The following is a 22652-nucleotide window of genomic DNA, read 5'->3' as shown; positions in this document are numbered from 1 at the left end:
AAAAGTGAGCCTTAGATCCGGAATTAAAAACTCGGTCTATTAAGACACTTTAACAATAGCATCCGCAACGTACGGAATGTCTTTCTCAGTCAGACCAGCGATGTTAATACGACCATCACCCACGCCATAAATTCCATATTCTTCACGTAGTTGTAGCATCTGGTCTTGGCTAAAGCCTAGCACAGTAAACATGCCTTTGTGACTTTCAATGAAATCGAATTGTGAAGTATTGTGCGAATTTCTCAATTCCTCACACAAGGTTTGACGAAGGTTTAACAAACGCTGTTGCATTTCACTTAACTCTTGCTTCCAAACCGCGGTTAAGTCTTGATTTTGCAGGATAGTTTTAACCAAAGCTGCACCGTGATCAGGTGGCATGGTGTAAGTCGCACGAGCAAGTGTCAGTAGTTTACCTTTCGCGTTGCCAACATCTTCCATCGACTTACCGACGACGATAGCCGCGCCAGTGCGCTCGCGGTACAAACCAAAGTTCTTAGAGCATGAGGTTGTAATGAGCATTTCCTCGACGTTGTCAGCCATAAAACGTAGGCCTTTTGCATCTTCTTCTAGCCCATCACCAAAACCTTGATAAGCAATATCAACGAAAGGTGTGAAACCATTTTTCTGTGACAATTCGGTGATCGCTTTCCACGCATCGAAGTCGATATCTGCACCCGTTGGGTTATGACAGCAACCATGCAGCAAAACAACGTCTTCCGGCCCAGCTTTGGCTAGGTCATCCAGCATTGCGCCTGCGTCGACTTGTTTGGTATCACGGCTGAAATAACGGTACTCGCGAACTTTAAGGCCAGCCGCTTCCATAACTGGACGATGGTTCACGTAGCTTGGGTTTGAAATCCAAACCGTCGTGTTCGGTTGAGCCACCTTCATTAAGTCACCCAACATACGCAGTGCACCACTGGCGCCAGGCGTTTGAATCGCGGCGACACGATCCATCGCGGAAGTGCCATCAAGAAGTAAGTTCACCATGCTTTGGTTGAACTCTTCACATCCTGCGAGACCAACATAAGACTTGGTTTTTTGCGTTTCAACAACGATATTTTGAGCTTGCAAAATCGCCTTCATCACAGGCGTTTCGCCCGCGCTGTTTTTGTATACGCCAATGCCTAAGTCGACTTTGTCAGGACGAGGATCGTTACGGTACGCAACGGAAAGAGAGAGAATCGGATCTAAAGTTGGTTTTGGTAAATGTGAGAACATGAAAGTCACAACCCTTTGAAATTCAAGTAACGACCAACACGTTAGCATCTAAATTATAAATCTAGAAATAAAATTTCACTGGCTCAGAGCAAAACAGGATAAAAATCTGTAAACTTTAACATACATTTAACAAATCATATCTCGCACGCACGCGTGTAAAGTCACTCTTCAGCCCAACTTGAAGGTATGAATAATCTGGTTTGAGCTGCCACGCCATTCAAGATTGAGATCTTTTTTATCCTGTTCAAACTTACCATCAATTAACGTGTCGATGTACTGGATCACCTCGCGTTGTGCCTCGTCCAACTCTGCCAAGGTGTAACCCGTCCATACCCATATGTCTTTGTCAGGGCACTCAGCTTTAACTCGCTTCACTAACTTGAGAATGTCGGGGACGTTCGCAGGGTGTAAAGGATCCCCTCCAGACAAAGAAAGACCACGACGCTTGATTCGTTCATCCTTTAAGTCTGAGATGATTTGGTCTTCTGCTTGCTGAGTAAAAGCCATTCCCGAATCTAATCGCTGAGTAGATTGATTATAACAGCCACGACATTGATGCACGCACCCAGAAACAAACAAGGTGCAGCGCGTGCCAGGGCCATTGACCACATCCACTGAGTAATATTGGTGATAATTCATCTTCAAACTCAAAAAATAAAGCCCAATAGAGGGCTTAGTCGTTGTCACAATGCCCCACTCATACGAGCGAGGCAAATGGTCAATTACAGGTGCTTAACGCGACGTTTAACTTCTTCTTGCTTACCAAAGTTAAACGGACGAGCATCAGGGCTGCCTAGGTAGCCACAGACACGGCGTGTCACCGATACTTTCGTCGAGTCATGGTTACCGCAACTTGGGCAGGTGAAGCCCTTACTGGTACATTCAAACTCACCGTTGTAACCACACTCGTAACACTCATCGATCGGCGTGTTGGTGCCGTAGTAAGGAACGCGTGTGTAGCTGTAATCCCAAACATTTTCTAGCGCTTCAATGTTGCGCTGCATGTTAGGAAACTCGCCGTAACAGATAAAACCACCGCTCGAGATCTCAGGATAAGGCATCTCAAAATCGATCTTGTCGTATGGGTTTACCTTTTTCTCAACATCAAGGTGGAAGCTGTTGGTGTAGTAACCTTTGTCGGTTACGCCCTTTATCACACCGTACTCTTTATTGTCGATGCGACAGAAACGGCTACATAAGTTCTCACTCGGTGTTCCATACAAGCTAAAGCCGTAACCTGTTTCTTCAGTCCATTGGTTAACAGCGTCTTTCATGTGCTTGATGATATCCAACGCTTTCTCGCGTAATACAGCATCATCGTAAACATGCGCTTCGGTACCAAACAATGCGTTCACGGTCTCGTGAATACCAATGTACCCCAACGAGATAGACGCGCGGCCATTTTTGAAAATGTCAGCTATGGAATCATCCGCTTTTAGACGAACGCCACACGCCCCTTCCATATAGAGGATTGGCGCAACACGCGCTTTAACGTTTTCAAGACGGGTAATGCGTGTTTGTAGTGCGCGTCGTGCCAGTTTCAGCTTCTCATCAAGCAGTTGATAGAAGGTGGCTTCACTGCCTTGCGCCTGAATAGCGATTCGAGGCAAGTTTAGGCTAACAACGCCGAGGTTATTGCGACCCTCGTGAATAAGCTCGCCATTCTCTTCATAAGTGCCAAGGAATGAACGACACCCCATTGGCGTCTTGAAAGAACCGGTGATTTCAACAAGTTTGTCGTAGTTCAAGATATCTGGGTACATGCGCTTAGAAGCACATTCCAGTGCAAGCTTCTTAATGTCGTAGTTTGGATCTTCTGCTTTGTGGTTAAGACCATCTTTAATGCCGAATACCAGTTTAGGGAATACCGCCGTTTTACGGTTTTTGCCCAGTCCCGCAATTCGGTTTTTGAGGATAGATTGTTGGATAAGACGCGATGCCCAGCTTGTGCCTAAACCAAAACCAAACGTAACGAAAGGCGTTTGACCGTTCGCTGTGTGTAATGTGTTTACCTCGTATTCCAAAGACTGGAAAGCGTCATAACACTCTTTTTCAGTGCGCGCCGTTGCGAACGCTTCCGGCTCTGGAATATTCCATTCTCTAGCGATCTTTAAGTGTTTTTCGTAGCTTGTTAGCACATACGGCTCAAGGACTTCATCAATGCGGTTAATTGTGGTACCGCCATAGATATGGCTTGCAACTTGCGCGATGATTTGTGCCGTAACAGCAGTCGCTGTGGATATAGATTTAGGCGTATCGATCTCCGCGTTGCCCATTTTAAAACCACTTGTAAGCATGCCTTGTAGATCGATGAGCATGCAGTTAAACATTGGGAAGAACGGCGCATAGTCTAGGTCATGGTAGTGAATATCCCCCTGCTCGTGAGCCTGTACGATGTCTCGCGGTAGGATGTGCGTTTTCGCGTAGTGCTTTGCAACAATGCCAGCTAATAGATCTCGTTGCGTAGGGATAACCTTGCCATCTTTATTGGCGTTTTCGTTGATCAAATCAAGGTTACTTTCCTCGATTAACCCTTCAATTTCTTGAGTAAGCGCACTCTGCTTTTCACGGGCGATATCGCGATCGTGGCGATATTCAATATAAGCACGCGCAAGCTCTTTGTAAGGACCTTGCATTAGCTCATCTTCAACCAATTTTTGAACTTCAGTGATCTCAACTTCATCGCGATCTTGTAGCTTTAATTCCACCGCTAACGCCACATTAAGTGCGTAAATCGCGGTTTCTTTGCTATTGTGATCCGCTGCTGCTTCCACTGCTGCTTGGATGCGGTCTCTAGTAAATTCTGCTCTAGAGCCATCACGCTTGATTACGATTGGATTCACTGATTCTCCTTACCCTTAGCATATTCACAGTGTTATCCACAAATACACTATATAGGCTATTTTTTGTTAAGCTGACACAAGATGTTGTGGCGTATTTAACGGGATGAACCGACAAAAAGTATTGATTTCGATCAATAAAAATAGGCCGTAGATTAAGATCAACGCGATCTTAGTGGCACCGATCTCAGGCTGAAAGAAAACCATGAAAATTGCAAAAATGAGGATATTTACGCTTGATTTTTTTCAAGCTCTTATAGGATAAAGGCTGTAATCCATTTTATGAATGTTAGAGTATGACACACACTAAACTGCGCTCACTTTTGGTCACTTTACTGTTGCCCATCTGTTTTTCTGTACATGCCGAAAAGACACTCAACTTTTCCACATGGAATCTAGAGTGGTTAAGTTCCACCCCATCCGATAAATTTCCGCAGTCGCAACGCTTAGAAAAAGATTATGCAGCGCTCGCAGCGCACTTTTCGTCTATGGATAGCGACATCGTTGCGTTTCAGGAAGTGAATGATGAAAAGGCTCTGCGCAAAGTCATAGGCCAGCAGTATCGAGTCTATTTCTCTACTCGCCGCAACCCAGAGCATACCGCGCATCAGTTTACCGCGATCAATCAATATACCGGCTTTGCCGTACGTGAAGGCGTTCCTGTGATTGAGAAAGTGAGCCTTCAGCTTGACACAAGCCATCGCAGTAAATTGCGCTTTGCGAGTTATGTTGTTATCTCACCGACATCTGACACGCCCATCCACGCGCTGTCTGTTCACTTGAAGGCACGGTGTTCAGGCGCTTTTCGAAACAACGATGCGTGCCGAACATTAAAGAGACAAGGAAAGGCGCTCAACCACTGGATTAGAGTACGAGAAGCGCGTGGCGAACGTTACATGATTTTGGGTGACTTCAACCACAATATGAGTTACCCCAAGGATTGGCTATGGGAAATCGTTTCACAGGATTCAACCGCAAAATTGGCAACCAAAGAGACCAAAGCAACCTGCAAAGTGAGATCGCGCAACAACCCGAACAAGACTCACCAGTTCCGTTCATTAATCGACCATGTGATTACCAGTGGTCACATATCAGTTTCTAACCTCGAGCAGCGTAACTACAAGACTGACGATTTATTTCGGTACAAACTCAGCGACCATTGCCCTATTACCCTAACCAAATAAAATAACCCCGCTGATACGTAGCGGGGTTTTAGTTTGGTCAACACGCCCTAAGCAAAGCGCTTTCTCATCGCGACATAATACAGTACGGGTATTACGAGCAGAGTGAGTACGGTAGAAACAAAGATGCCGAATATCAAGCTGATCGCAAGTCCATTAAATATCGGGTCGTCGAGAATGAACACCGCGCCAATCATTGCCGCCAGTGCCGTCAGCATAATAGGCTTTGCTCTCACCGCGGCCGATTGAATCACCGCTTCTGAGAACTCAACCCCTTCTTCAACTTGTTGGTTAATAAAGTCCACCAACAGAATTGAGTTACGGACAATAATCCCTGCGAGCGCGATCATGCCAATCATAGACGTTGCAGTGAACTGTGCTCCTAGCAACGCGTGCCCCGGCATAACGCCTATAATCGTCAACGGAATTGGCGCCATAATGATGAGTGGGACAAGATAGGATTTGAACTGAGCGACCACCAACAAGTAAATCAATACCATCCCAATCGCATACGCTATCCCCATATCGCGGAAAGTTTCGTATGTAATGGTCCATTCACCATCCCACAAAATAGAGATGCCTTGCAAACCATCCGGCTGGTTCACATAGAATTGCTCGACATCCATTTTCTCATCGATCGCGCGGCCAATAGTAAACATGCCATACAGTGGACTATCAACCGAGCCAGACATATCACCGACCACCATAACCATCGGCACCATATCTTTGTGGACGATATAGTCATCCATGCGTGTTTGGCGGACAGACACCAAATCAGACAGTGGGTAGGCATGGCCATTAACACTGCCGACCTTCATGTTCAGAACTTGCTCTAGCCTTACTTTAGCGCTCTCACTCGCCTGAACTTGAATCGGAACCGGATATTTGCTGTGTTCGCTGTGTAGGTAACTGACCGGTTTTCCGCCCACCGAGGTAGCGAGCGCATCAACAATCGCACCATAAGGCACTTGAAAATGTGCGGCTTTGCTTCGGTCGATCACAACTTGCCACTTCTGGTGTGATTCGGGTAAGTACATATCCACATCAACAATGTCTTGTGTACCTTTAAAGATTTGTCGAATCTCGCGGGCTGCCTGATGACGAAGCTCCGGCGTTGGTCCGTATACTTCGGCAAGAATTGGCGACCACACTGGCGGCCCCGGTGGTACCTCAACCACTTTGACTTTGCCACCAAACTTTTGCGCGACTTCGTTTAACAAAGGACGAACCGCAGAAGCAATCTCATGGCTGTCTCGATCGCGCTCTTTCCGCCCAATCAAGTTCACTTGAATATCACCTTGATGTGATTGGTTGCGCATAAAGTAGTGACGAACAAGCCCGTTAAAGTTAATTGGCGCGGCCGTACCAGCGTAGATTTGGTAATCGGTGACTTCCGGCACATTATCAAGCTGCGCGCCCATTTCAAATAGCACACGCTGAGTCTTCTCCAATGACGCTCCCTCAGGCATATCCAATACCACTTGGAATTCCGACTTGTTGTCAAATGGCAGCATCTTCAATACAACGGCTTGAACCACTGGCAACATAACGGATCCGGCAATCAGCGCCAAAATCGCGAGCAGCAACATAAATCGATTTCTGCCCTGCGCTTTTGCGGTGACAAAGGGCGACATGATTCGGTGGAAAAAAGTGCCGCCAGCTTTAGATTCTCCATGAACTGCCGGCTTTAACACCTTGCCAGCTAACCAAGGAGAAACCACAAACGCAACCACCAAAGAAATCAGCATCCCCATTGACGCGTTGATCGGAATTGGGCTCATGTAAGGGCCCATTAACCCACTCACAAACGCCATGGGCAACAACGCTGCGATAACCGTCAACGTCGCTAATATCGTCGGTCCACCCACTTCATCTACTGCACTAGGGATAAGCTCGCTCAGTTTCGCTTTCCCCTGCGACATATGACGGTGGATGTTTTCAACGACAACGATAGCGTCGTCGACAAGAATCCCGATAGAAAAGATAAGTGCAAACAGAGAGACGCGATTGAGTGTAAAGCCCCATGCCCAAGAAGCGAACAAGGTGATCATCAGTGTCACGATGATTGCAAAGCCAACAACAAAGGCTTCGCGCCACCCCATGGTAAGCAGAACAAGAATCACGACCGCGGCGGTTGCAAATGCCAACTTGCCGATGAGTGTATTACTCTTATCCGCTGCTGTTTTGCCGTAATCTCGCGTGATCTTGACCGTGACGCTCTTTGGAATCAGTTGATTTTCGAGCTCTTGAACTCGGCTTTCAATCGCTTGCGCGACGTTTACCGCGTTTTCACCCGCTTTTTTAGCGATGGCCAATGTTACCGCTGGGTAAACCTGCTGCTTATCGCTAGTCCATGCGTTTTGCGTGGGCGTGTTGGCCCCCAAGGTGACGTCCGCAACGTCTTGAAGATAGACAGGGGCATTATTATGTAAACCAATCACCAGTTGCTTAACTTCTTGCACACGTGTTAGAAACTGGCCAATTTGCACTGGGAACTCTTGGTTATCATGGGTAAGGCGCAACATCGGTGAACTGTTATTTGCAGAAGGTAAATGTTGGTTCAATTGATCCAATGTGATACCAAAGCTGTTCATTTTCGCGGGATCAAGACGCACATCGACAATGGTGTTGTGCCCACCGATCGTGTAGATATCGCGAGTACCAGGAATACGCTTGAGTTCAGTCTCCAATCCATGAGCAACTTGTGTGAGCTGTTGCTGATCTAGACGGCCCGAATGATCACTTAACGTCAAACTCACAATCGGCACATCCTCAATGCCTTTGGGTTTAATGATAGGTTCACCAACGCCAATACCTTGTGGCATCCAATCTTTGTTTGAGTAGAGTTTATTATAAAGCCTCACCACCGCGTCATTTCGACTCACACCAACTTCGAAAATCGCAACGATCATCGCGCCGTCGGGCTGCGAAAATGAATAGAGCTTATCGATTCCTTGAATTTCGGAGATGATTTGCTCGGCTGGCGTGGTAACCAAGCTTTCGACTTCTTTCGGTGAAGCACCTGGAAATGGAATATAGACATCCGCGAAGGTGACGTCTATCTGCGGCTCTTCCTCTTTTGGTGTGACGATTACGGCAAACACGCCCATTAAGATCCCGACGAGAGCCAAAAGTGGCGTCATCGCGGAGTTTTGGAACGCAGCTGCGATACGACCTGAAATCCCTAATCGGTTATCCATCATCACTCTCCTTTTGGCGCCAACGCAACCGTTGAGATCACATCGCCCTCTTCAAGCCCAGATAAAACCTCTACATAATCCCCATACTCTTGACCTAAGCGGACAGGATTCAACACACGTTGCTGGTTTTGAATCCTGTAGACAGAGCTGAGTTCCCCCCGGCGTACAACTGCCGTAGAAGGAATGACTAATGTCTCTTTCTCACCATAGACAAATTCAGTTTTAACCCACATTCCCGGTACAACAGCATCCGTGTTTTCCGGTAGCGACAATCGAATCTTGAACGTATGAGATTGAGGATCGGCATAACTGAACAAGCTCATGTCGGTCGGTGCGATTTCCTCACCACTTGGGGCAACCACTTGGAACTGATCAACGGTTTCTACCCTTGCTTGGTAACGTTGAGGAATATCGGTTTCGACACGCAGCACATTAAGGGCGAAGCCACTCAGTAACGGCGTACCGGGTGCGACAGTTTCTCCTAACTCAACATGGCGCTTGGTCACAATGCCATCATAGGGTGCTGTTACACTGGTGTATCCCAACAGTTCTTTGGCTTGTTCCACGTTTGCTTGCGCCGATTTGACGGAAGCCGCTGCACTTCTGGCTCGCGCTTGAGCTGAGTCCATCTGATCTTGGGAAATCGCCCCTTTGGGAAACAATTGTGTAAAGCGTTTCAGTTGTGCCTGAGCCTCTCTATTTTGAGCCTCGGCACTGGAAAGTTGAGCTTGAGCCGCATCCAAAGAGGCAGATTGCTGCACTGCACTGATTTCGAGTAGAACAGCCCCCTCTTTGACATAGTCATTCACGTCAACATTCAAACCTACAATACGGCCCGATGTTTGCGCCGCAACCGTCCCCTGATTGATAGGCTGCACCACCCCGTCTAAATGAATAACTTGCGAAAGTGGCTCCAAATTGACGGTGTACAGTTGTTCATTTTGCTGCGCATTTGCTCCCATTGCTATTGAACAGGCAATAGCAACACTCAAACTCATCCTTCTCATCATCACCACTCCATCACGCTTGTTTCATCCATTGTAGTCGCTACGCAGTTTGCGTTTGTGACTCTCGGCTATTTTTCATACAAATCAGTAGGTTTGTTCCTCCCAATCCCACCATCATGCTGGCAAAGAACAGCCAAACACCCATGTTCCCCAGAGCCAAGCTAGACATTGCAGGACCTGGGCAAATACCCGCTAAACCCCAACCTAAACCAAAGACCACTGCGCCGCTTACTAATCGCTTGTCGATTTTGTCTTTTTTAGCAAGGCAGAACTCACCCGCGACAACAGGACGGGTTCTAGGCTTAATGACGAAAAAGTAGGCTGGCATAAATACCAACAACGCACCGCCCATCACAAAAGCGAGGCTTGGATCCCATTGCCCAGCGACATCCAGAAACCCGACAACTTTTGCAGGATCAGCCATACCTGAAATAATCATCCCTAACCCAAATAAAATCCCTGCAAACAAAGACGTTAAACGGAAAATTACTTTATTCATTGTGTCTCTCACTAAGGTTTATAAAAGATGAAATCGTGCAAACACGGTAATCGCTGCAACGGTCATAAAGATCAGAGTTGCGACAATTGAACGTTTGGATAATCGACCAATACCGCAAATACCATGTCCACTCGTGCAGCCGTTTCCTAGACGAGTGCCTATACCAACAAGCAACCCCGCAAGTGCCAGTACCCAGCTGCTACTTTCATAGTGCAATGGGATACTACCGTTAAATACCAACACACCAATGACACCGCCAGAGACCATGCCAATAGCAAATAACAAGCGCCATGCGAAATCTGATGACTTAGGGGTGAGTAGCCCAGTCATAATGCCGCTGATGCCTGCAATTTTCCCGTTAATCAACAACATAATCGTCGCTGATATTCCCAATAAAATGCCTCCTGCCAATGATTCCCATGGGATCGTGAAAGCCATAACTACCTCTTAGCTAAATTAAAAAAACCGTTAACCACAAAACGTGGTTTGTAAATTTTGGATAAGCTGAACAACGCGTTCATCGTCCAGCGAATAGAAAACTTGTTGCGACTCTTTGCGGAACTTGATTAACCCGTGTTTTCTTAACACGGTTAAATGTTGCGAAAAGGCTGATTGGCTCAGCGTAGAGCTACTTTGTAGTGCGGCAACGCCGACTTCGCCTTCAGTCAATTGACACAGCACCATGAGTCGCTCTGGGTGCGCCATTACTTTCAATAGCTCAGCAGCTTCTACCGCATTCTTCTTCATTTCTGCGATGTTAACTGTTTGATCATTCATGGCTCGTCTCCAGTTAGTCAGTTAAATTAGATAATACTAAACAATATAATTTAGTCAACACTAATTTAGGATATTTAAAATTAGCTAAATTAACATTAGACTTTTCTAAATTAAGACTCTATAGTAGTTTTCATCAAGGAAAATGGACACGAAGGAGAACGACATGACACTTGAAAATGCAATCCGAGTATTAGCAGGAAGTATGGTTCTACTCTCAGTTATATTGACGGTAACCGTGCATAGTGGGTTTGTTTGGTTAACGGTATTTGTCGGGGTCAACTTGATCCAAAGTGCCTTTACTGGCCTGTGTCCGGCAGCATATTTTCTTAAAAAATTAGGTTTTCAATAACGGAGTTTCAAATGACTAAGATTCTTATCGTTGGTGGTGTAGCTGGTGGTGCTTCTGCGGCTGCGCGTGCTAGAAGATTAAGCGAAGACGCAGAAATCATCATGTTCGAGCGAGGGCCTTTCGTCTCTTTTGCAAACTGCGGATTGCCCTACCATATTGGTGGCGATATTCAAGAACGCAGCAAGCTGCTACTTCAAACACCAGAAAGCTTCTTAGCACGATTTAATGTCGATGTTCGAGTCATGAACGAGGTCGCTTCCATCGATCGACATAACAAGCAAGTTACGGTTAAGAATCTAATGGACGGTAGCGAATACACTGAAAGCTACGACTTCTTACTCCTTAGCCCTGGTGCAGGCCCTATCGTTCCGCCAATTCCAGGCATCGACAATCCGCTTACTCACTCACTGCGCAACATTCCAGATATGGATCGCATCATTCAAACGATCCAGATGAACAAGCCTGAACACGCAACGGTAGTTGGTGGTGGATTTATCGGCCTTGAAATGATGGAAGCTTTCCACCAATTGGGAATTAAAACCACGCTGATTGAGATGGCAGATCAGGTAATGACACCTGTAGACCGTGAAATGGCTGGGTTTGCTCACGCTGAAATTCGTCAAAAAGGCATTGATTTGAAGCTGGGCGTAGCGCTTCAGGCGGTTGAGTACATTCCGAACGAGCACATTGCAAGCCTTGGCTCTGGTGAAGACGACACGCATCAACATATCGAAGGTGAGCTTAATCTTACTCTTAACAACGGTGAGTCGTTAACCACTGACATTTTGATCATGGCTATTGGTGTGCGCCCTGAAACCAAGCTCGCTCAAGAAGCTGGGCTACAAATTGGTGAGCTCGGTGGTATCTACACCAATGAATCAATGCAAACGAGTGACCCTAGCATCTATGCTGTCGGTGATGCAGTCGAAGAAAAAGACTTTGTTACAGGTGCACAAACTCTGGTTCCACTTGCAGGGCCTGCTAACCGCCAAGGTCGTATGGCTGCCGATAATATGCTTGGACGCAGTGAAACCTATCAAGGTACGCAAGGCACTGCCATTTGTAAGATTTTCGACCTAGCCGTTGCCTCAACGGGTAAAAACGAGAAGCAACTAAAGCGCGAAGGTTTGAACTATGAAAAAGTCTACGTTCACACTGCAAGCCACGCGAGCTACTATCCGGGCGCTGAGATTGTCTCGTTTAAGATGCTGTTTGATCCTGCATCAGGCAAGATCTTTGGCGCGCAAGCAGTAGGCAAAGATGGTGTCGATAAACGAATTGATGTAATGGCAGTTGCCCAACGCGCAGGTATGACGGTCGAGCAACTTCAACACCTTGAGCTCACTTACGCGCCGCCGTATGGCAGTGCTAAAGATGTGATCAACCAAGCAGCCTTTGTGGCCTACAACATCATTAAGGGTGACGCCACTCCGATTCACTTTGATGAAATGGACTCACTGACAGACGAGCAAGTCCTGCTCGATGTACGTAATCCTGGCGAACTTGAAAATGTTGGCTTTATTAAAGATGCGATCAACATTCCTGTCGACCAATTGCGCCACCGCATGGACGAATTGCCAAAAGACAAAGAGATCGTTATCTACTGTCAAGTTGGGTTACGCGGTAACGTAGCATACCGTCAGTTAGTTAATAACGGCTTCAAAGCTCGTAACCTGATTGGCGGATATCGCACTTACAAGTTTGCGAAAGCATAAAAGATTCCTACATAACACTGCGCTAATTTTTTGGGTCCGAATGGACCCATTTTTTTCTTGATGAGTTAAGGTTGATCTGCATCATTCCTCTCCCAGCCTAGTGCCGTTAACTTAACAATTAACACCATTAGTTAACAAGGAGAGAACAAATGGAACTTAAGAAAGACCGTCGCTGCTACACCGATGTCTGTATCAACGGTAAGTGGTTTCATCACGACCATTGCACCACAACGGCGTACATGCTTAAAGGTGGCGCTGAATGTTTGTTGGAGCTTGCGCGCCCGCCTGAAACAGAGAGCGAACTTGTTCAGCTGATTAAAGAGCAATTTTAAACGCTTCGGACGTGGAAGACCCCTTTTACTACACCCTCTTTTACTTCCCACATCGAAAGCACTGCATTAATCCCGATCCGCCAGTCACTGTCCTAGGCTCATGGTGGATCGCCTTCTGATTTGTCTCGATTCGACGCCGCCCAAGTAAGCACGGTTTGTCCGAGCCGATCTCAATCTAAAATGAACTAATTAAAAGATCAGAAAAGTAATAACAATTCGCTCGTGACTTCGATCAGTTTATTCAACGATAGAAATCTTGTTCAACGACTATCCTAATCCTCTTATCGCGTGTTTCTTCGATTCTAGAAAGACCGATATTTCTACACACTAAATTTGTTTAGTCTGGAACAGAACATAACTAGACTGCGCTCTCGTTTTATTAAATAAACCACTTCATTTAATTAGAATCTAAAATACGAGAATTTGAAATCGGTATTATTATGAGTAAATACGGTGGTTGAATAGGAAAATAAAAATGAAGAAAAGCTTTACAGTATTGGTTGGGTGTTTTTTGTTGTCAGGGTGTATCCCTGAGGAAAACCAGAATAACAAAATTGTTTTGTCGGAAGAAGACCGCCAAGCCCTAGAGAGCGCCTCAACGACAAAAGAGCAAATAACGTATCTGTATCAAAATTTTGAGCCCGTCCTTAATCGGGATGATACGTTAAAAGGTGTTGATGCCGATGAAAATGGCATCAGAGATGATATCGATGAATTCATTAACGCATTGCTGATCCCAGAGAATGAGCGCGGGTACTATCAGCAAAGCGCGAGACATTTGCAAACAGCCTTCGACTATGATTACTCAGCAGGTAGTGAGGTCGACACAGAGGTTGCACTCGCGAATGCAATAGCGTTTGATGCCGTAGTTCACTGCATGATGCAACTGAATCTTGATTGGGATGATGCTACTGGCTCTCGGCGAATGTTGTATGCTCTGACACTAAATACCAAACTCAGAAGTCAGCACTATGCTTTTTACAACAAAGCGTTAGACGGGACCGCCTCTGAAGGCTCTGAGCCTACAGGAGATGACTGTGAGTAAATTAATCTCGTTTTTTATGGCTATTACTTTTCTATTCAACTGTTCTGCATTTGCCTATTGTTCGAACGAAAAGGAATATACATTTGTCTACTTAAATGGTGTCGCAACCAAACGAGAAGTTGCACGTGAAGATATGTTTCGACTTTATAGTATGGCAAAATCAGCTACCACCAAAGTGACAAAACCAGTACTTTTATACAACGATACTGGTGGTGCCTTAAGCCCAGTCGAAGATTTTGTTGAGACGTTTGGCCAACGCTTGAGAGAGCTAAATCTCGCGGACTCCAAGTCTGAGCGTTGGGAAATCATGTGGATGATGCTCGATGGGCAAATTTAATCTTCTAATAGCGACACAAATCTGTTTGATAAGAGCGAAGATTCCGCGATATGGAACTTACTGCTTTCAGAACTACGACAAGATCTAAGAAAGTTAATTACTAAAGCAAGCCAACTCCCCCTTCATCAATTTATCTAAAATTTAATATCACCAACCCTGCGCAAACGATTAACTAAAAATATATCGTCACGTATATTTACCTTTTACACTATTTATTTACCCTAATTTCAAAAAACCAACAAAATAAGCCATTTTTTGAGCATAGTAACAAGTCGCATTTCTCTTAAATATAACCCATTCCAAATCAGCAAAGTAGCAACACTTATACTTATAGTATTTATATCCCATAGTCTAATTTAGTATTTTCTAATTATTTAGAATTTGATCTTTATTCAATAAATCAATCATTCACTGCCGCTATATTTTTATTTTATTTATTCTCTCGTGATATCTTTAGTGGAGTTTTAGCTCTAACAACAAGAAAGAGAACGTTATGAAACATACCCTTCTATTGGCTAGTATTTTCGCGGCACTGCCAGCATTGGCCGACACGCTCCCAACAACACCCGAAGCCGTCACAGCGGCTTACAGCCAGTCAGTGCAAGATAACCAAACATACACTTACGTTAAATGTTGGTATCGACCGGCACAGACACACGACGATCCCGCATCAACTTGGGAATGGGCGTTAAATGAAGATGGTAGTTATTACACTATCGATGGCTACTGGTGGTCTTCTGTCTCTTTCAAAAATATGTTCTACACGGCAACACCACAAGATGAGATAGCACAACGTTGTAAAGAAACACTCGCAGTCGATCACGATACCGCAGATATGTTGTACTATGCGTCAGACAATCGTTTCTCGTACAACCATTCTATTTGGACAAACGACAACGCTCCAACCGCGACAATTAACCGCGTTGTAGCGTTTGGCGATAGCCTTTCCGATACAGGAAATCTTTTCAACGGTTCACAATGGGTATTCCCAAATAGAAACTCGTGGTTCTTGGGCCACTTTAGTAATGGATTTGTTTGGACGGAATATTTAGCCAAAGAGAAAAGCTTACCACTCTATAACTGGGCAGTCGGAGGCGCAGCAGGGACCAACCAATACGTTGCACTGACCGGCATCTACGACCAAGTCACCTCCTATTTGACTTACATGAAAATGGCAAAGAATTACGATCCTTCACAAACGCTGTTCACGTTGGAGTTCGGGTTAAACGACTTTATGAACTACAACCGTGAGGTGTCTGACGTCAAAGCCGACTTGAGCAGTGCGCTGATTCGCTTGAAAGATGCAGGAGCAAATCATTTAATCTTGCTTACCCTGCCAGATGCGACGAAAGCGCCTCAATTTAAGTATTCAACGCCAGAAGAAATCGAAAAGGTTCGCGCTAAAATTGTCGAATTCAATCAGTTCATTACAGAGCAAGCGGAGCTTTACAAGCAGCAAGGGATGAACATTGCCTTGTATGACGCATATTCTCTATTCGAGTCTATGACAAGTCATCCACAACAGCATGGGTTTGAAAATGCCACTGATGCGTGTTTAAACATCAACCGTAGCTCTGCGGCTGACTATCTGTACAGCCACAGTTTTACCAATGAGTGTGCGCTGTATGGTTCAGATAAATATGTGTTTTGGGGAGTTACACATCCAACGACTGCTGCTCACAAATACATTGCTGGTAACATCATCGCCGAGCAGTTTTCACAGTTTCCATTCTAACTAGCTAGAACAATATCGAAATAGCTTAAGAGGCAGAGTAATCAGCTTTGCCTCTTTGCTTTAATGAGCTACTAAGCCGCTACGCTTTTCGATTTGTGGTTTGAAAAACCAAAAATTCCGATGACGGCCACAACAAACGGTAGAACGTAGATGTTCATCGCCTCCCAACCGACCGTTGACTCCAACCAACCCGATAATAAAGCTGTGATAGTAACGCAGCTAAACACGAAGAACTCATTAAATGCTTGTGCTTTTGATTTGTTATGAGGCAAGTATGATTGACTAAACAATCCCGTAGCTGCGATAAACATAAAGTTCCACCCTACTCCTAACAGCACCAGAGCACTTGAGAAGTGCCAAATGGACTGGCCATGTATATTGACAGCAATACAAAGAACGAACAGTACGCCACCAGCAAGGATGATGTTTCGGGGACCAAATCGTTCAATCAACCGACCTGTAAAAAATGCAGGGACAAACATTCCTAAAACATGCCACTCAATAACACCTGCCGCCTTATCAAATTCAAAACCGCAACCAATCATGGCTAGAGGGGTGGCTGTCATTAAGATGTTCATAACGGCGTAGGCAACCATCGCAGCAAACACCGCCAGCATAAAGTTTGGTGCAGCAACAATCGTTTTAAGCGGGTCTGCGTTTACTTTAACAGAGGTAAGATTTTGTTTTGGAAAGCGTATCGTTTGCAATAAACACAACGCCATAATGTTCAAAACAATCAACGCTAAAAAGGCTCCGACATAAAGACCATCGTTTGACCATTGCTGAGCGTAAACCGCGAGATTAGGGCCAAGTATCGCCGCAATAACCCCACCAGCCATGGAAATAGAGATAGCTCGATGACGCGCGCTCTCATCACACACCTCGATAGCAGCAAATCGGTAGAGCGTGCCAAACCCTATTCCGATCCCGAGTAAAAAAGTGCCCACACAAAACAACGGAAACTGCTGCGTGGCCAGCGCATAAGTGGAGACTGACGCACCGCTGATACCAATGACGTTGCCAAGACTGAAACCAATTTTACGCCCAAGTTTACCCATAATGAGAGAGGCGGGAATGGTTGCGGACATCAGCCCTAAAAACTGCATCGCCACGGGTAAGGTGATCAAGCTAGAGTCTGGCGCTAGCGCCTTACCAACAAGACCGACGACAGAGATAAGAAGTATATTGCCTGTCATTAGTAACGCTTGGCAAATCGATAAAAGCCAAACATTACGATTCATTCAATGCCTCTTTTATCGCTTCCTGTACATGTATTTCTGCCGTATCAAACAAGGCGATTTCGGTATCAGTTTGATTGACCAATAAACCAATCTCAGTACAACCCAGTATCACCCCTTGTGCGCCATTCATTGCAAGCTCTTCAATGATGGTTTGATAATCATGTTTCGAACGTCTATTGAGCTTTCCTTGGCACAGCTCGTCGTAAATCACATCGTGAACTAACTTTCTTTGTACGCCATTTGGTACGATCACCTCGATGCCAAATTTATTGGCAATTCGCCGCTTGTAGAAATCCTCTTCCATTGTAAATGCGGTGCCGAGCAGCCCAACTTTGCGGATACCGCGACGTGTCAACTCGTGCCCTGTTGCATCCGCAATATGCAAAAGAGGAATCGATATCGACTCTTCAATTTGACCTGCTAGTTTATGCATTGTGTTGGTGGCAATAAGAATGAAATCTGCGCCCGCTTTTTCTAATGATTGGGCGGCCTTGCAGAGTACAACCGCCGCGCTATCCCATGCACCATCACGCTGCATTTGTTCAATCTCAGCGAAGTTGACACTATTGATCAGGACCTTGGCAGAGTTGTGGCCACCTAGTCTCTCTTTGATCCCTTGGTTAAGTCCCTGATAGTAAGTGACCGTCGATTCCCAACTCATGCCGCCAATGACACCGATTGTCTTCATTCTTGCCCCTCCATGCGGTTGATTCATACCAATTAAACAAAATCACAAACAGTTTACAAACAAAATAAAAGTTCGTAACTCACACAAGTGAGAAATAGAGGAGTTACAAAAGGATAGATAAAAAATTCCCCTAACACAGTTAGGGGAAGAGTGATTACGTTAGCTTTGAATAGGGAGTACTTGCTTGACGTATTGGCCTGGGGCGGTATCAATCACCGGGAAATCCTCATTGCCTATAGGGAAGGGTTCAACCTGTTCTTCTGGATTGAAACTTAACAACCATTGGTTCCAATGTGTCCACCAAGACCCTTCCGTGTGCTGGGCGTTGCTGTACCATTCGTCTGCATTGTCATCAAGATTATCGTTCGTCCAGTAACCGTACTTACCTTTAGCAGGATGATTGACGATACCAGCAATATGTCCAGACTCACCAAGAACAAACGTTTTATTACCACCTACGTTTAACGCGCCTCGATACGTGCCCTGCCATAGTGCGATGTGGTCTTCTTTGGTTGACACAAAGTAGCTCGGAATCTTGATTTTATTGAGGTCAATCCATACCCCTCCAATCTTAACACCTTTGTCTTGCACCAACTTGTTGTGAAGATACAGCTCTCGTAGCAAGAAGTTGTGGCTTGCTGCAGACACGTTTGTACTGTCACTATTCCAGTACAACAGGTCGAAATCTACCGGACTGTTTCCTTTTAGGTAATTGTCTACATAGTAGTTCCAATATAGGCTATTTTCTCTTAGCAAACTGAAGGTAACACTCAATGAGCGACCATCCATATACCCTTTAGCATCGTTTTGCTGCGTGATGGCATCGATAATGGTTTCATTGATGTACGCGCCCACTTCTCCTGGCTGTGCGAAATCAAGCAAGGTCGTAAAGAAGGTCGCACTTTTAATGCGTTTCTTCATTCTCTTCGCAGCATAATATGCCACTGTACTTGCCAACACCGTTCCACCAATACAGTAACCTGCGGCGTTAATTTGCTCTTGGCCAGTGATAGATTCAATAGCCGAGACCGCTTTTGCTACACCTTCGGTAACATAATCACCGAACTCAACGTCGCGTTGCTCAGCACCTGGGTTGCGCCAAGAGATCATGAACACCGAGTGTCCTTGCTCTAGGAGCCAACGAACCATTGAGTTCTTTTCTCTAAGATCAAGGATGTAGTACTTGTTGATAAAAGGAGGGACAATCAACAGAGGGACCGCGTTGACCGTTTCAGTTAGAGGTTTGTATTGAATTAATTCAAACAGCTCATTCTTATAAACGACATCACCTGCAGTGTTCGCAACATCGTCGCCTAGTCTGAACGCGTTATTGTTCGTCATGCGAATTTTGAGAATATCCGCACTCGATTCTAAATCTGCTTTAAGTTGGTCTAACCCTGTTAATAGGTTCTCACCATTCTGCTCCAAGGTTAGCTTAAGCAGCTCTGGATTGGTTGCGATAAAGTTGCTTGGCGACAAGGCATTGATCGCTTGACGAGAAAAGAAGCTAATGCGTTCTTTGGCTTTCTCATCTAGCCCTTCAATGCTATCAATGGTTTGCAGATACGTTTTACTAAACAACAAATAGGACTGTTTAATAAAGTTAGAGAACACATCTTGCTGCCATTCTTCATTTGAAAAACGCTTGTCACCACGCTCAGGCGTTACTACATCATTCGTGTTGCCCGCGAGCGCTACGTTTTGCCATATCTGAAGCTGTTGCTGCCACCAGTCGGCTTGAATTTGTAACAGCGCAGCAGGTTGATTGGCGGCGCTTTCAAATAATTTGGCCGTATCTTCGAAATTGACTTCCTGCATCGCTTTATTGAGGGGAGAGTTTACGGCTGCCCTGCTCTGTTCTAGATCTTCCCACCACTTTTGATTGGTTTCTTGGAGCTTAACAAGGTAGTCCGAAAAGAAGTTTTGATACATAGTATTACTCCTAAGATCGGAAAAAAGCCGCCATTGAAGGCGGCAATAAATCACAGTGTTATGCAGGAGTCACTGTCTTAAGGTTTTCCGTTGTGAGTTGCTCAACATCTTCTTTGAACTCTTTAGCGATAGATTGTAGCTTGTTGCTGTCATCGATCATTTGCTGAGAAAGCTTAGTCAGCGTGTTCAGTTGCTGACCGTTAAAAGCAGTCAGTGAGGTAACATCTTTCACTTCGCTCGCTGCTTTCATCTGCGTTAGACCCATTTCGCTGTAAGTGCGAATCGCATTCAGTTGAAGCTCTGTTAGCACTTCGACATTTTTAGTCACAAGCTTGTTGAACTTGATGTATGGCTCCAAGCCTTTTTCTGTTTGATCGGTAAACGTTTTGAAAAAATCGGTATACATGAGTATTACTCCTGAGTTAATTCCATTTAATTACGAATTCAGTTCACTTAACTAGTAGCGTTAAGCAATTGATTTAATTACAACAGCAGTGCCCATTCCACCCCCAACGCAAAGTGAAGCGACACCATAATTGCCTTTACTTCGGTTGAGTTCGTGAATAAGCGAAACCAGTATTCTGTTGCCTGATGCCCCCAGTGGATGACCTAACGCGATAGCGCCACCGTTAACATTGGCTTTATCCAAGATGGATGAGATAGAGACATTTTGCTCGTCTGCCAATTGATGAATAACCCCGAGCGCTTGTGCCGCAAATGCTTCATTCAGTTCGTACAAGTCGATATCATCAGTGGTTAAGTCTGCTTTCAACAAAGCATTCGATACCGCTTCAACAGGACCTAATCCCATAATCTTTGGATCAAGACCAGATTGCGCGTAGCTCACCAGCTCTGCGATAGGTTGCAAGCCCAGATCTTTCACTGCCGACTCACTCGCAAGTACAACCGCGCTTGCGCCATCATTGATTCCTGACGCGTTGCCCGCGGTCACTGACCCTTCTTTGTCAAATGCAGGACGCAGTTTTTCTAATCCACTTAAGGTCGCAGTCGCTTTCGGGTATTCATCCGTATCAAAGACGATAGTTTCGCGGCGTTTTTTCACGTCAACGGCAACAATCTCATCTTTAAACTTACCCGCCTCAATCGCGGCTACGGCTTTCATTTGGCTCGCTAAGGCATATTCGTCTTGTTGCTCTCGCGAGATCCCCACTTGCTTAGCGATGTTTTCTGCCGTCACACCCATGTGATATTGGTTAAACACATCGGTTAAGCCATCATTAATCAGCAAGTCTGTTAGCGCCATGTTGCCCATTTTGTGGCCGTCGCGAATATTGCCGGATACGGTAAAAGGGATTTGCGACATGACTTCCACACCCGCCGCAACCACTACAGAAGCGTCACCAGCTTTGATGTGGCTCGCGGCATCCATGACGGTCTTCATTCCACTGCCACACACCATGTTTAGTGTGTAGGCTGGAACGGTTTCAGGAATGCCCGCATAAATTGATGCTTGACGGCCAACGCTCATGCCTTGTCCCGCGCCAATCACGTTGCCAACAATCACTTCGTCGATGACTTCAGGATTAACATTGGCTTCATTTAGCGCCGCTTTGATAGCGATTGAAGCAAGATTTCCGGCACTGATGTCTTTCAACGTGCCACCAAAATTGCCGATCGGAGTGCGCTTTGCCGAAACGATGTATACTTTTTCCATGTTCAACTCCTTAGTGCATGTATAAGCCGCCATTGACGGACAAGGTTTCACCCGTAATGTAGGCTGCAGCATCACTGACTAAGAAAGAGACCGACTTGGCAATTTCCTCGGGGGTCGCAAGGCGTTGCATCGGGATTTGCGCTTTGATTGAGTCAAGGACTTCAGGTTTCATCTGCTCAACCATTGGGGTGCCCGTGTAGCCTGGGGCGATAACATTAACTGTCACGCCACTTCGTGCCCCTTCGGCAGCCAGCGCTTTTGAAAAGCCAATCATCCCTGCTTTTGCTGCCGAGTAGTTTGTTTGACCAAACTGACCTTTAAGACCATTCACTGAAGAGATATTGATGACACGACCACCGCCCTTTTCACACATTGCAGCGAAAACGGGTTGAGTGACGTTAAATAAACTATTGAGGTTCGTTTCGATCACCTCTTTCCATGCGTCTGCTGTCATCTTTTTGAAAACGCCATCGCGTGTGATACCCGCGTTGTTGACGACAACATCAACCGTACCTTCTTCTTGAAGGAGCGTTGCTAGTCGCTCAGCACACTGGGCTGTGTCCGTGACATCTAATTCGAACAGTCGCACTTGTTCTGGTGTAAAGCCTTTTTCGTCAAACCACTTTTTGGCACACTCATATTTTCCGGTGAAATAAGTGGCAATGACTCGATAGCCATCGTCAACAAGTTGAGAGGAAATAGCAGAACCGATTCCGCCTTTTGATCCAGTGATCAAAGCGATTTTTTTCATTAAGAGACTCCATTCTTAACAGCAATTTTAACAGTAAGTTTTGGTTATCGTTTGATGCTAAGAAATAGCACCAACCAACGTTGTTATTAATATTATTGGAGAGACTTCCCGCTCTCGTTCTATTTAT

Annotated in this window: 21 protein-coding genes; 7 read left to right on the top strand and 14 right to left on the bottom strand. The window is 45.5% G+C overall.

The annotated features are described in order from the left end of the window. Positions 1-39: 39 nt before the first annotated feature. From ACUALS_RS17260 to nrdD, 3 genes are all read right to left on the bottom strand, one after another. Positions 40-1221, bottom strand: a complete 1182-nt coding sequence (locus ACUALS_RS17260) for an amino acid aminotransferase (protein WP_038136725.1) — start codon at positions 1219-1221, stop codon at positions 40-42. A 168-nt stretch (positions 1222-1389) separates the two neighbouring features. After that, positions 1390-1860, bottom strand: coding sequence for an anaerobic ribonucleoside-triphosphate reductase-activating protein (gene nrdG / locus ACUALS_RS17255; RefSeq protein WP_039480683.1), 471 nt, complete (start codon positions 1858-1860; stop codon positions 1390-1392). Positions 1861-1943: 83 nt separating this feature from the next. Then, entirely contained in the window at positions 1944-4064 is a 2121-nt protein-coding gene (gene nrdD, locus ACUALS_RS17250) for an anaerobic ribonucleoside-triphosphate reductase (protein ID WP_454449976.1), read from the bottom strand. Between the two features lie 293 nt (positions 4065-4357). Between nrdD and ACUALS_RS17245 the strand changes: the two genes are divergently transcribed. Further along, positions 4358-5245, top strand: a complete 888-nt coding sequence (locus ACUALS_RS17245; RefSeq protein ID WP_454449975.1) for an endonuclease/exonuclease/phosphatase family protein — start codon at positions 4358-4360, stop codon at positions 5243-5245. 47 nt (positions 5246-5292) lie between these two features. On the opposite strand, the gene ACUALS_RS17240 is transcribed toward ACUALS_RS17245, so the two are convergent. From ACUALS_RS17240 to ACUALS_RS17220, 5 genes are read right to left on the bottom strand one after another with little or no spacing between them, the layout of a single operon-like run. Continuing rightward, complete coding sequence (locus ACUALS_RS17240; RefSeq protein ID WP_454450046.1) at positions 5293-8442, bottom strand: efflux RND transporter permease subunit; 3150 nt, start codon at positions 8440-8442, stop codon at positions 5293-5295. A gap of 2 nt (positions 8443-8444) precedes the next feature. Next, a complete protein-coding gene (locus ACUALS_RS17235; protein ID WP_043887223.1) occupies positions 8445-9449 on the bottom strand; it encodes an efflux RND transporter periplasmic adaptor subunit in 1005 nt (334 codons plus the stop codon). 40 nt (positions 9450-9489) lie between these two features. Further along, positions 9490-9948, bottom strand: a complete 459-nt coding sequence (locus ACUALS_RS17230) for a YeeE/YedE family protein (protein ID WP_038190620.1) — start codon at positions 9946-9948, stop codon at positions 9490-9492. 18 nt (positions 9949-9966) lie between these two features. Beyond that, on the bottom strand, positions 9967-10386 hold the full coding sequence (locus tag ACUALS_RS17225; RefSeq protein ID WP_038190623.1) for a YeeE/YedE family protein: 420 nt from the start codon (positions 10384-10386) through the stop codon (positions 9967-9969). A 30-nt stretch (positions 10387-10416) separates the two neighbouring features. Next, positions 10417-10725, bottom strand: coding sequence for an ArsR/SmtB family transcription factor (locus ACUALS_RS17220; RefSeq protein ID WP_269978352.1), 309 nt, complete (start codon positions 10723-10725; stop codon positions 10417-10419). 163 nt (positions 10726-10888) lie between these two features. On the opposite strand from ACUALS_RS17220, the gene ACUALS_RS17215 reads away from it, so the two are divergent. The 6 genes from ACUALS_RS17215 (at position 10889) to ACUALS_RS17190 (ending at position 16238) form a co-directional block, all read left to right on the top strand. Further along, on the top strand, positions 10889-11074 hold the full coding sequence (locus ACUALS_RS17215) for a YgaP family membrane protein (RefSeq protein ID WP_038137354.1): 186 nt from the start codon (positions 10889-10891) through the stop codon (positions 11072-11074). 11 nt (positions 11075-11085) lie between these two features. Further along, on the top strand, positions 11086-12789 hold the full coding sequence (locus ACUALS_RS17210) for an FAD-dependent oxidoreductase (RefSeq protein WP_454449974.1): 1704 nt from the start codon (positions 11086-11088) through the stop codon (positions 12787-12789). A 149-nt stretch (positions 12790-12938) separates the two neighbouring features. Next, positions 12939-13121: a hypothetical protein gene (locus tag ACUALS_RS17205; RefSeq protein ID WP_039624597.1), complete on the top strand. Its 183-nt coding sequence runs from the start codon at positions 12939-12941 to the stop codon at positions 13119-13121. A gap of 475 nt (positions 13122-13596) precedes the next feature. Then, on the top strand, positions 13597-14166 hold the full coding sequence (locus tag ACUALS_RS17200) for a hypothetical protein (protein ID WP_454449973.1): 570 nt from the start codon (positions 13597-13599) through the stop codon (positions 14164-14166). After that, a complete protein-coding gene (locus tag ACUALS_RS17195) occupies positions 14159-14503 on the top strand; it encodes a hypothetical protein (protein WP_454449972.1) in 345 nt (114 codons plus the stop codon). Before ACUALS_RS17200 ends, ACUALS_RS17195 begins: the two co-directional genes overlap by 8 nt. Positions 14504-14996: 493 nt before the next feature. Further along, the gene (locus ACUALS_RS17190) at positions 14997-16238 is read left to right on the top strand and encodes an SGNH/GDSL hydrolase family protein (RefSeq protein WP_454449971.1); all 1242 of its coding nucleotides are present in this window, start codon (positions 14997-14999) and stop codon (positions 16236-16238) included. A 71-nt stretch (positions 16239-16309) separates the two neighbouring features. Here the strand turns inward: ACUALS_RS17190 and ACUALS_RS17185 are convergent, their stop codons facing one another. From ACUALS_RS17185 to ACUALS_RS17160, 6 genes are all read right to left on the bottom strand, one after another. Beyond that, a complete protein-coding gene (locus tag ACUALS_RS17185; protein WP_454449970.1) occupies positions 16310-17479 on the bottom strand; it encodes an MFS transporter in 1170 nt (389 codons plus the stop codon). Next, the gene (locus tag ACUALS_RS17180; protein WP_454449969.1) at positions 17469-18167 is read right to left on the bottom strand and encodes an aspartate/glutamate racemase family protein; all 699 of its coding nucleotides are present in this window, start codon (positions 18165-18167) and stop codon (positions 17469-17471) included. The genes ACUALS_RS17185 and ACUALS_RS17180 overlap by 11 nt, the downstream gene beginning before the upstream one ends. Before the next feature lie 159 nt (positions 18168-18326). After that, positions 18327-20099, bottom strand: coding sequence for a class I poly(R)-hydroxyalkanoic acid synthase (gene phaC / locus ACUALS_RS17175; RefSeq protein ID WP_454449968.1), 1773 nt, complete (start codon positions 20097-20099; stop codon positions 18327-18329). A gap of 58 nt (positions 20100-20157) precedes the next feature. Then, positions 20158-20505: a phasin family protein gene (locus tag ACUALS_RS17170; protein WP_005474523.1), complete on the bottom strand. Its 348-nt coding sequence runs from the start codon at positions 20503-20505 to the stop codon at positions 20158-20160. 60 nt (positions 20506-20565) lie between these two features. Then, a complete protein-coding gene (locus tag ACUALS_RS17165) occupies positions 20566-21774 on the bottom strand; it encodes an acetyl-CoA C-acetyltransferase (protein WP_454449967.1) in 1209 nt (402 codons plus the stop codon). Positions 21775-21784: 10 nt separating this feature from the next. Next, entirely contained in the window at positions 21785-22525 is a 741-nt protein-coding gene (locus ACUALS_RS17160) for an SDR family oxidoreductase (protein WP_454449966.1), read from the bottom strand. Positions 22526-22652: the final 127 nt, after the last annotated feature.

It is taken from the genome of Vibrio sp. NH-7 (assembly GCF_053643215.1).
This window is presented reverse-complemented; position numbering and strand designations above follow the sequence as displayed.

Excerpts from the sequence above, each read along its gene's own strand:
- ACUALS_RS17260 (WP_038136725.1), bottom strand. The coding sequence starts at position 1,221 with ATGTTCTCACATTTACCAAAACCAACTTTAGATCCGATTCTCTCTCTT.
- nrdG (WP_039480683.1), bottom strand. The coding sequence starts at position 1,860 with ATGAATTATCACCAATATTACTCAGTGGATGTGGTCAATGGCCCTGGC.
- ACUALS_RS17245 (WP_454449975.1), top strand. The coding sequence starts at position 4,358 with ATGACACACACTAAACTGCGCTCACTTTTGGTCACTTTACTGTTGCCC.
- ACUALS_RS17240 (WP_454450046.1), bottom strand. The coding sequence starts at position 8,442 with ATGGATAACCGATTAGGGATTTCAGGTCGTATCGCAGCTGCGTTCCAA.
- ACUALS_RS17235 (WP_043887223.1), bottom strand. The coding sequence starts at position 9,449 with ATGAGAAGGATGAGTTTGAGTGTTGCTATTGCCTGTTCAATAGCAATG.
- ACUALS_RS17230 (WP_038190620.1), bottom strand. The coding sequence starts at position 9,948 with ATGAATAAAGTAATTTTCCGTTTAACGTCTTTGTTTGCAGGGATTTTA.
- ACUALS_RS17225 (WP_038190623.1), bottom strand. The coding sequence starts at position 10,386 with ATGGCTTTCACGATCCCATGGGAATCATTGGCAGGAGGCATTTTATTG.
- ACUALS_RS17220 (WP_269978352.1), bottom strand. The coding sequence starts at position 10,725 with ATGAATGATCAAACAGTTAACATCGCAGAAATGAAGAAGAATGCGGTA.
- ACUALS_RS17215 (WP_038137354.1), top strand. The coding sequence starts at position 10,889 with ATGACACTTGAAAATGCAATCCGAGTATTAGCAGGAAGTATGGTTCTA.
- ACUALS_RS17210 (WP_454449974.1), top strand. The coding sequence starts at position 11,086 with ATGACTAAGATTCTTATCGTTGGTGGTGTAGCTGGTGGTGCTTCTGCG.
- ACUALS_RS17205 (WP_039624597.1), top strand. The coding sequence starts at position 12,939 with ATGGAACTTAAGAAAGACCGTCGCTGCTACACCGATGTCTGTATCAAC.
- ACUALS_RS17200 (WP_454449973.1), top strand. The coding sequence starts at position 13,597 with ATGAAGAAAAGCTTTACAGTATTGGTTGGGTGTTTTTTGTTGTCAGGG.
- ACUALS_RS17190 (WP_454449971.1), top strand. The coding sequence starts at position 14,997 with ATGAAACATACCCTTCTATTGGCTAGTATTTTCGCGGCACTGCCAGCA.
- ACUALS_RS17185 (WP_454449970.1), bottom strand. The coding sequence starts at position 17,479 with ATGAATCGTAATGTTTGGCTTTTATCGATTTGCCAAGCGTTACTAATG.
- ACUALS_RS17180 (WP_454449969.1), bottom strand. The coding sequence starts at position 18,167 with ATGAAGACAATCGGTGTCATTGGCGGCATGAGTTGGGAATCGACGGTC.
- phaC (WP_454449968.1), bottom strand. The coding sequence starts at position 20,099 with ATGTATCAAAACTTCTTTTCGGACTACCTTGTTAAGCTCCAAGAAACC.
- ACUALS_RS17170 (WP_005474523.1), bottom strand. The coding sequence starts at position 20,505 with ATGTATACCGATTTTTTCAAAACGTTTACCGATCAAACAGAAAAAGGC.
- ACUALS_RS17165 (WP_454449967.1), bottom strand. The coding sequence starts at position 21,774 with ATGGAAAAAGTATACATCGTTTCGGCAAAGCGCACTCCGATCGGCAAT.
- ACUALS_RS17160 (WP_454449966.1), bottom strand. The coding sequence starts at position 22,525 with ATGAAAAAAATCGCTTTGATCACTGGATCAAAAGGCGGAATCGGTTCT.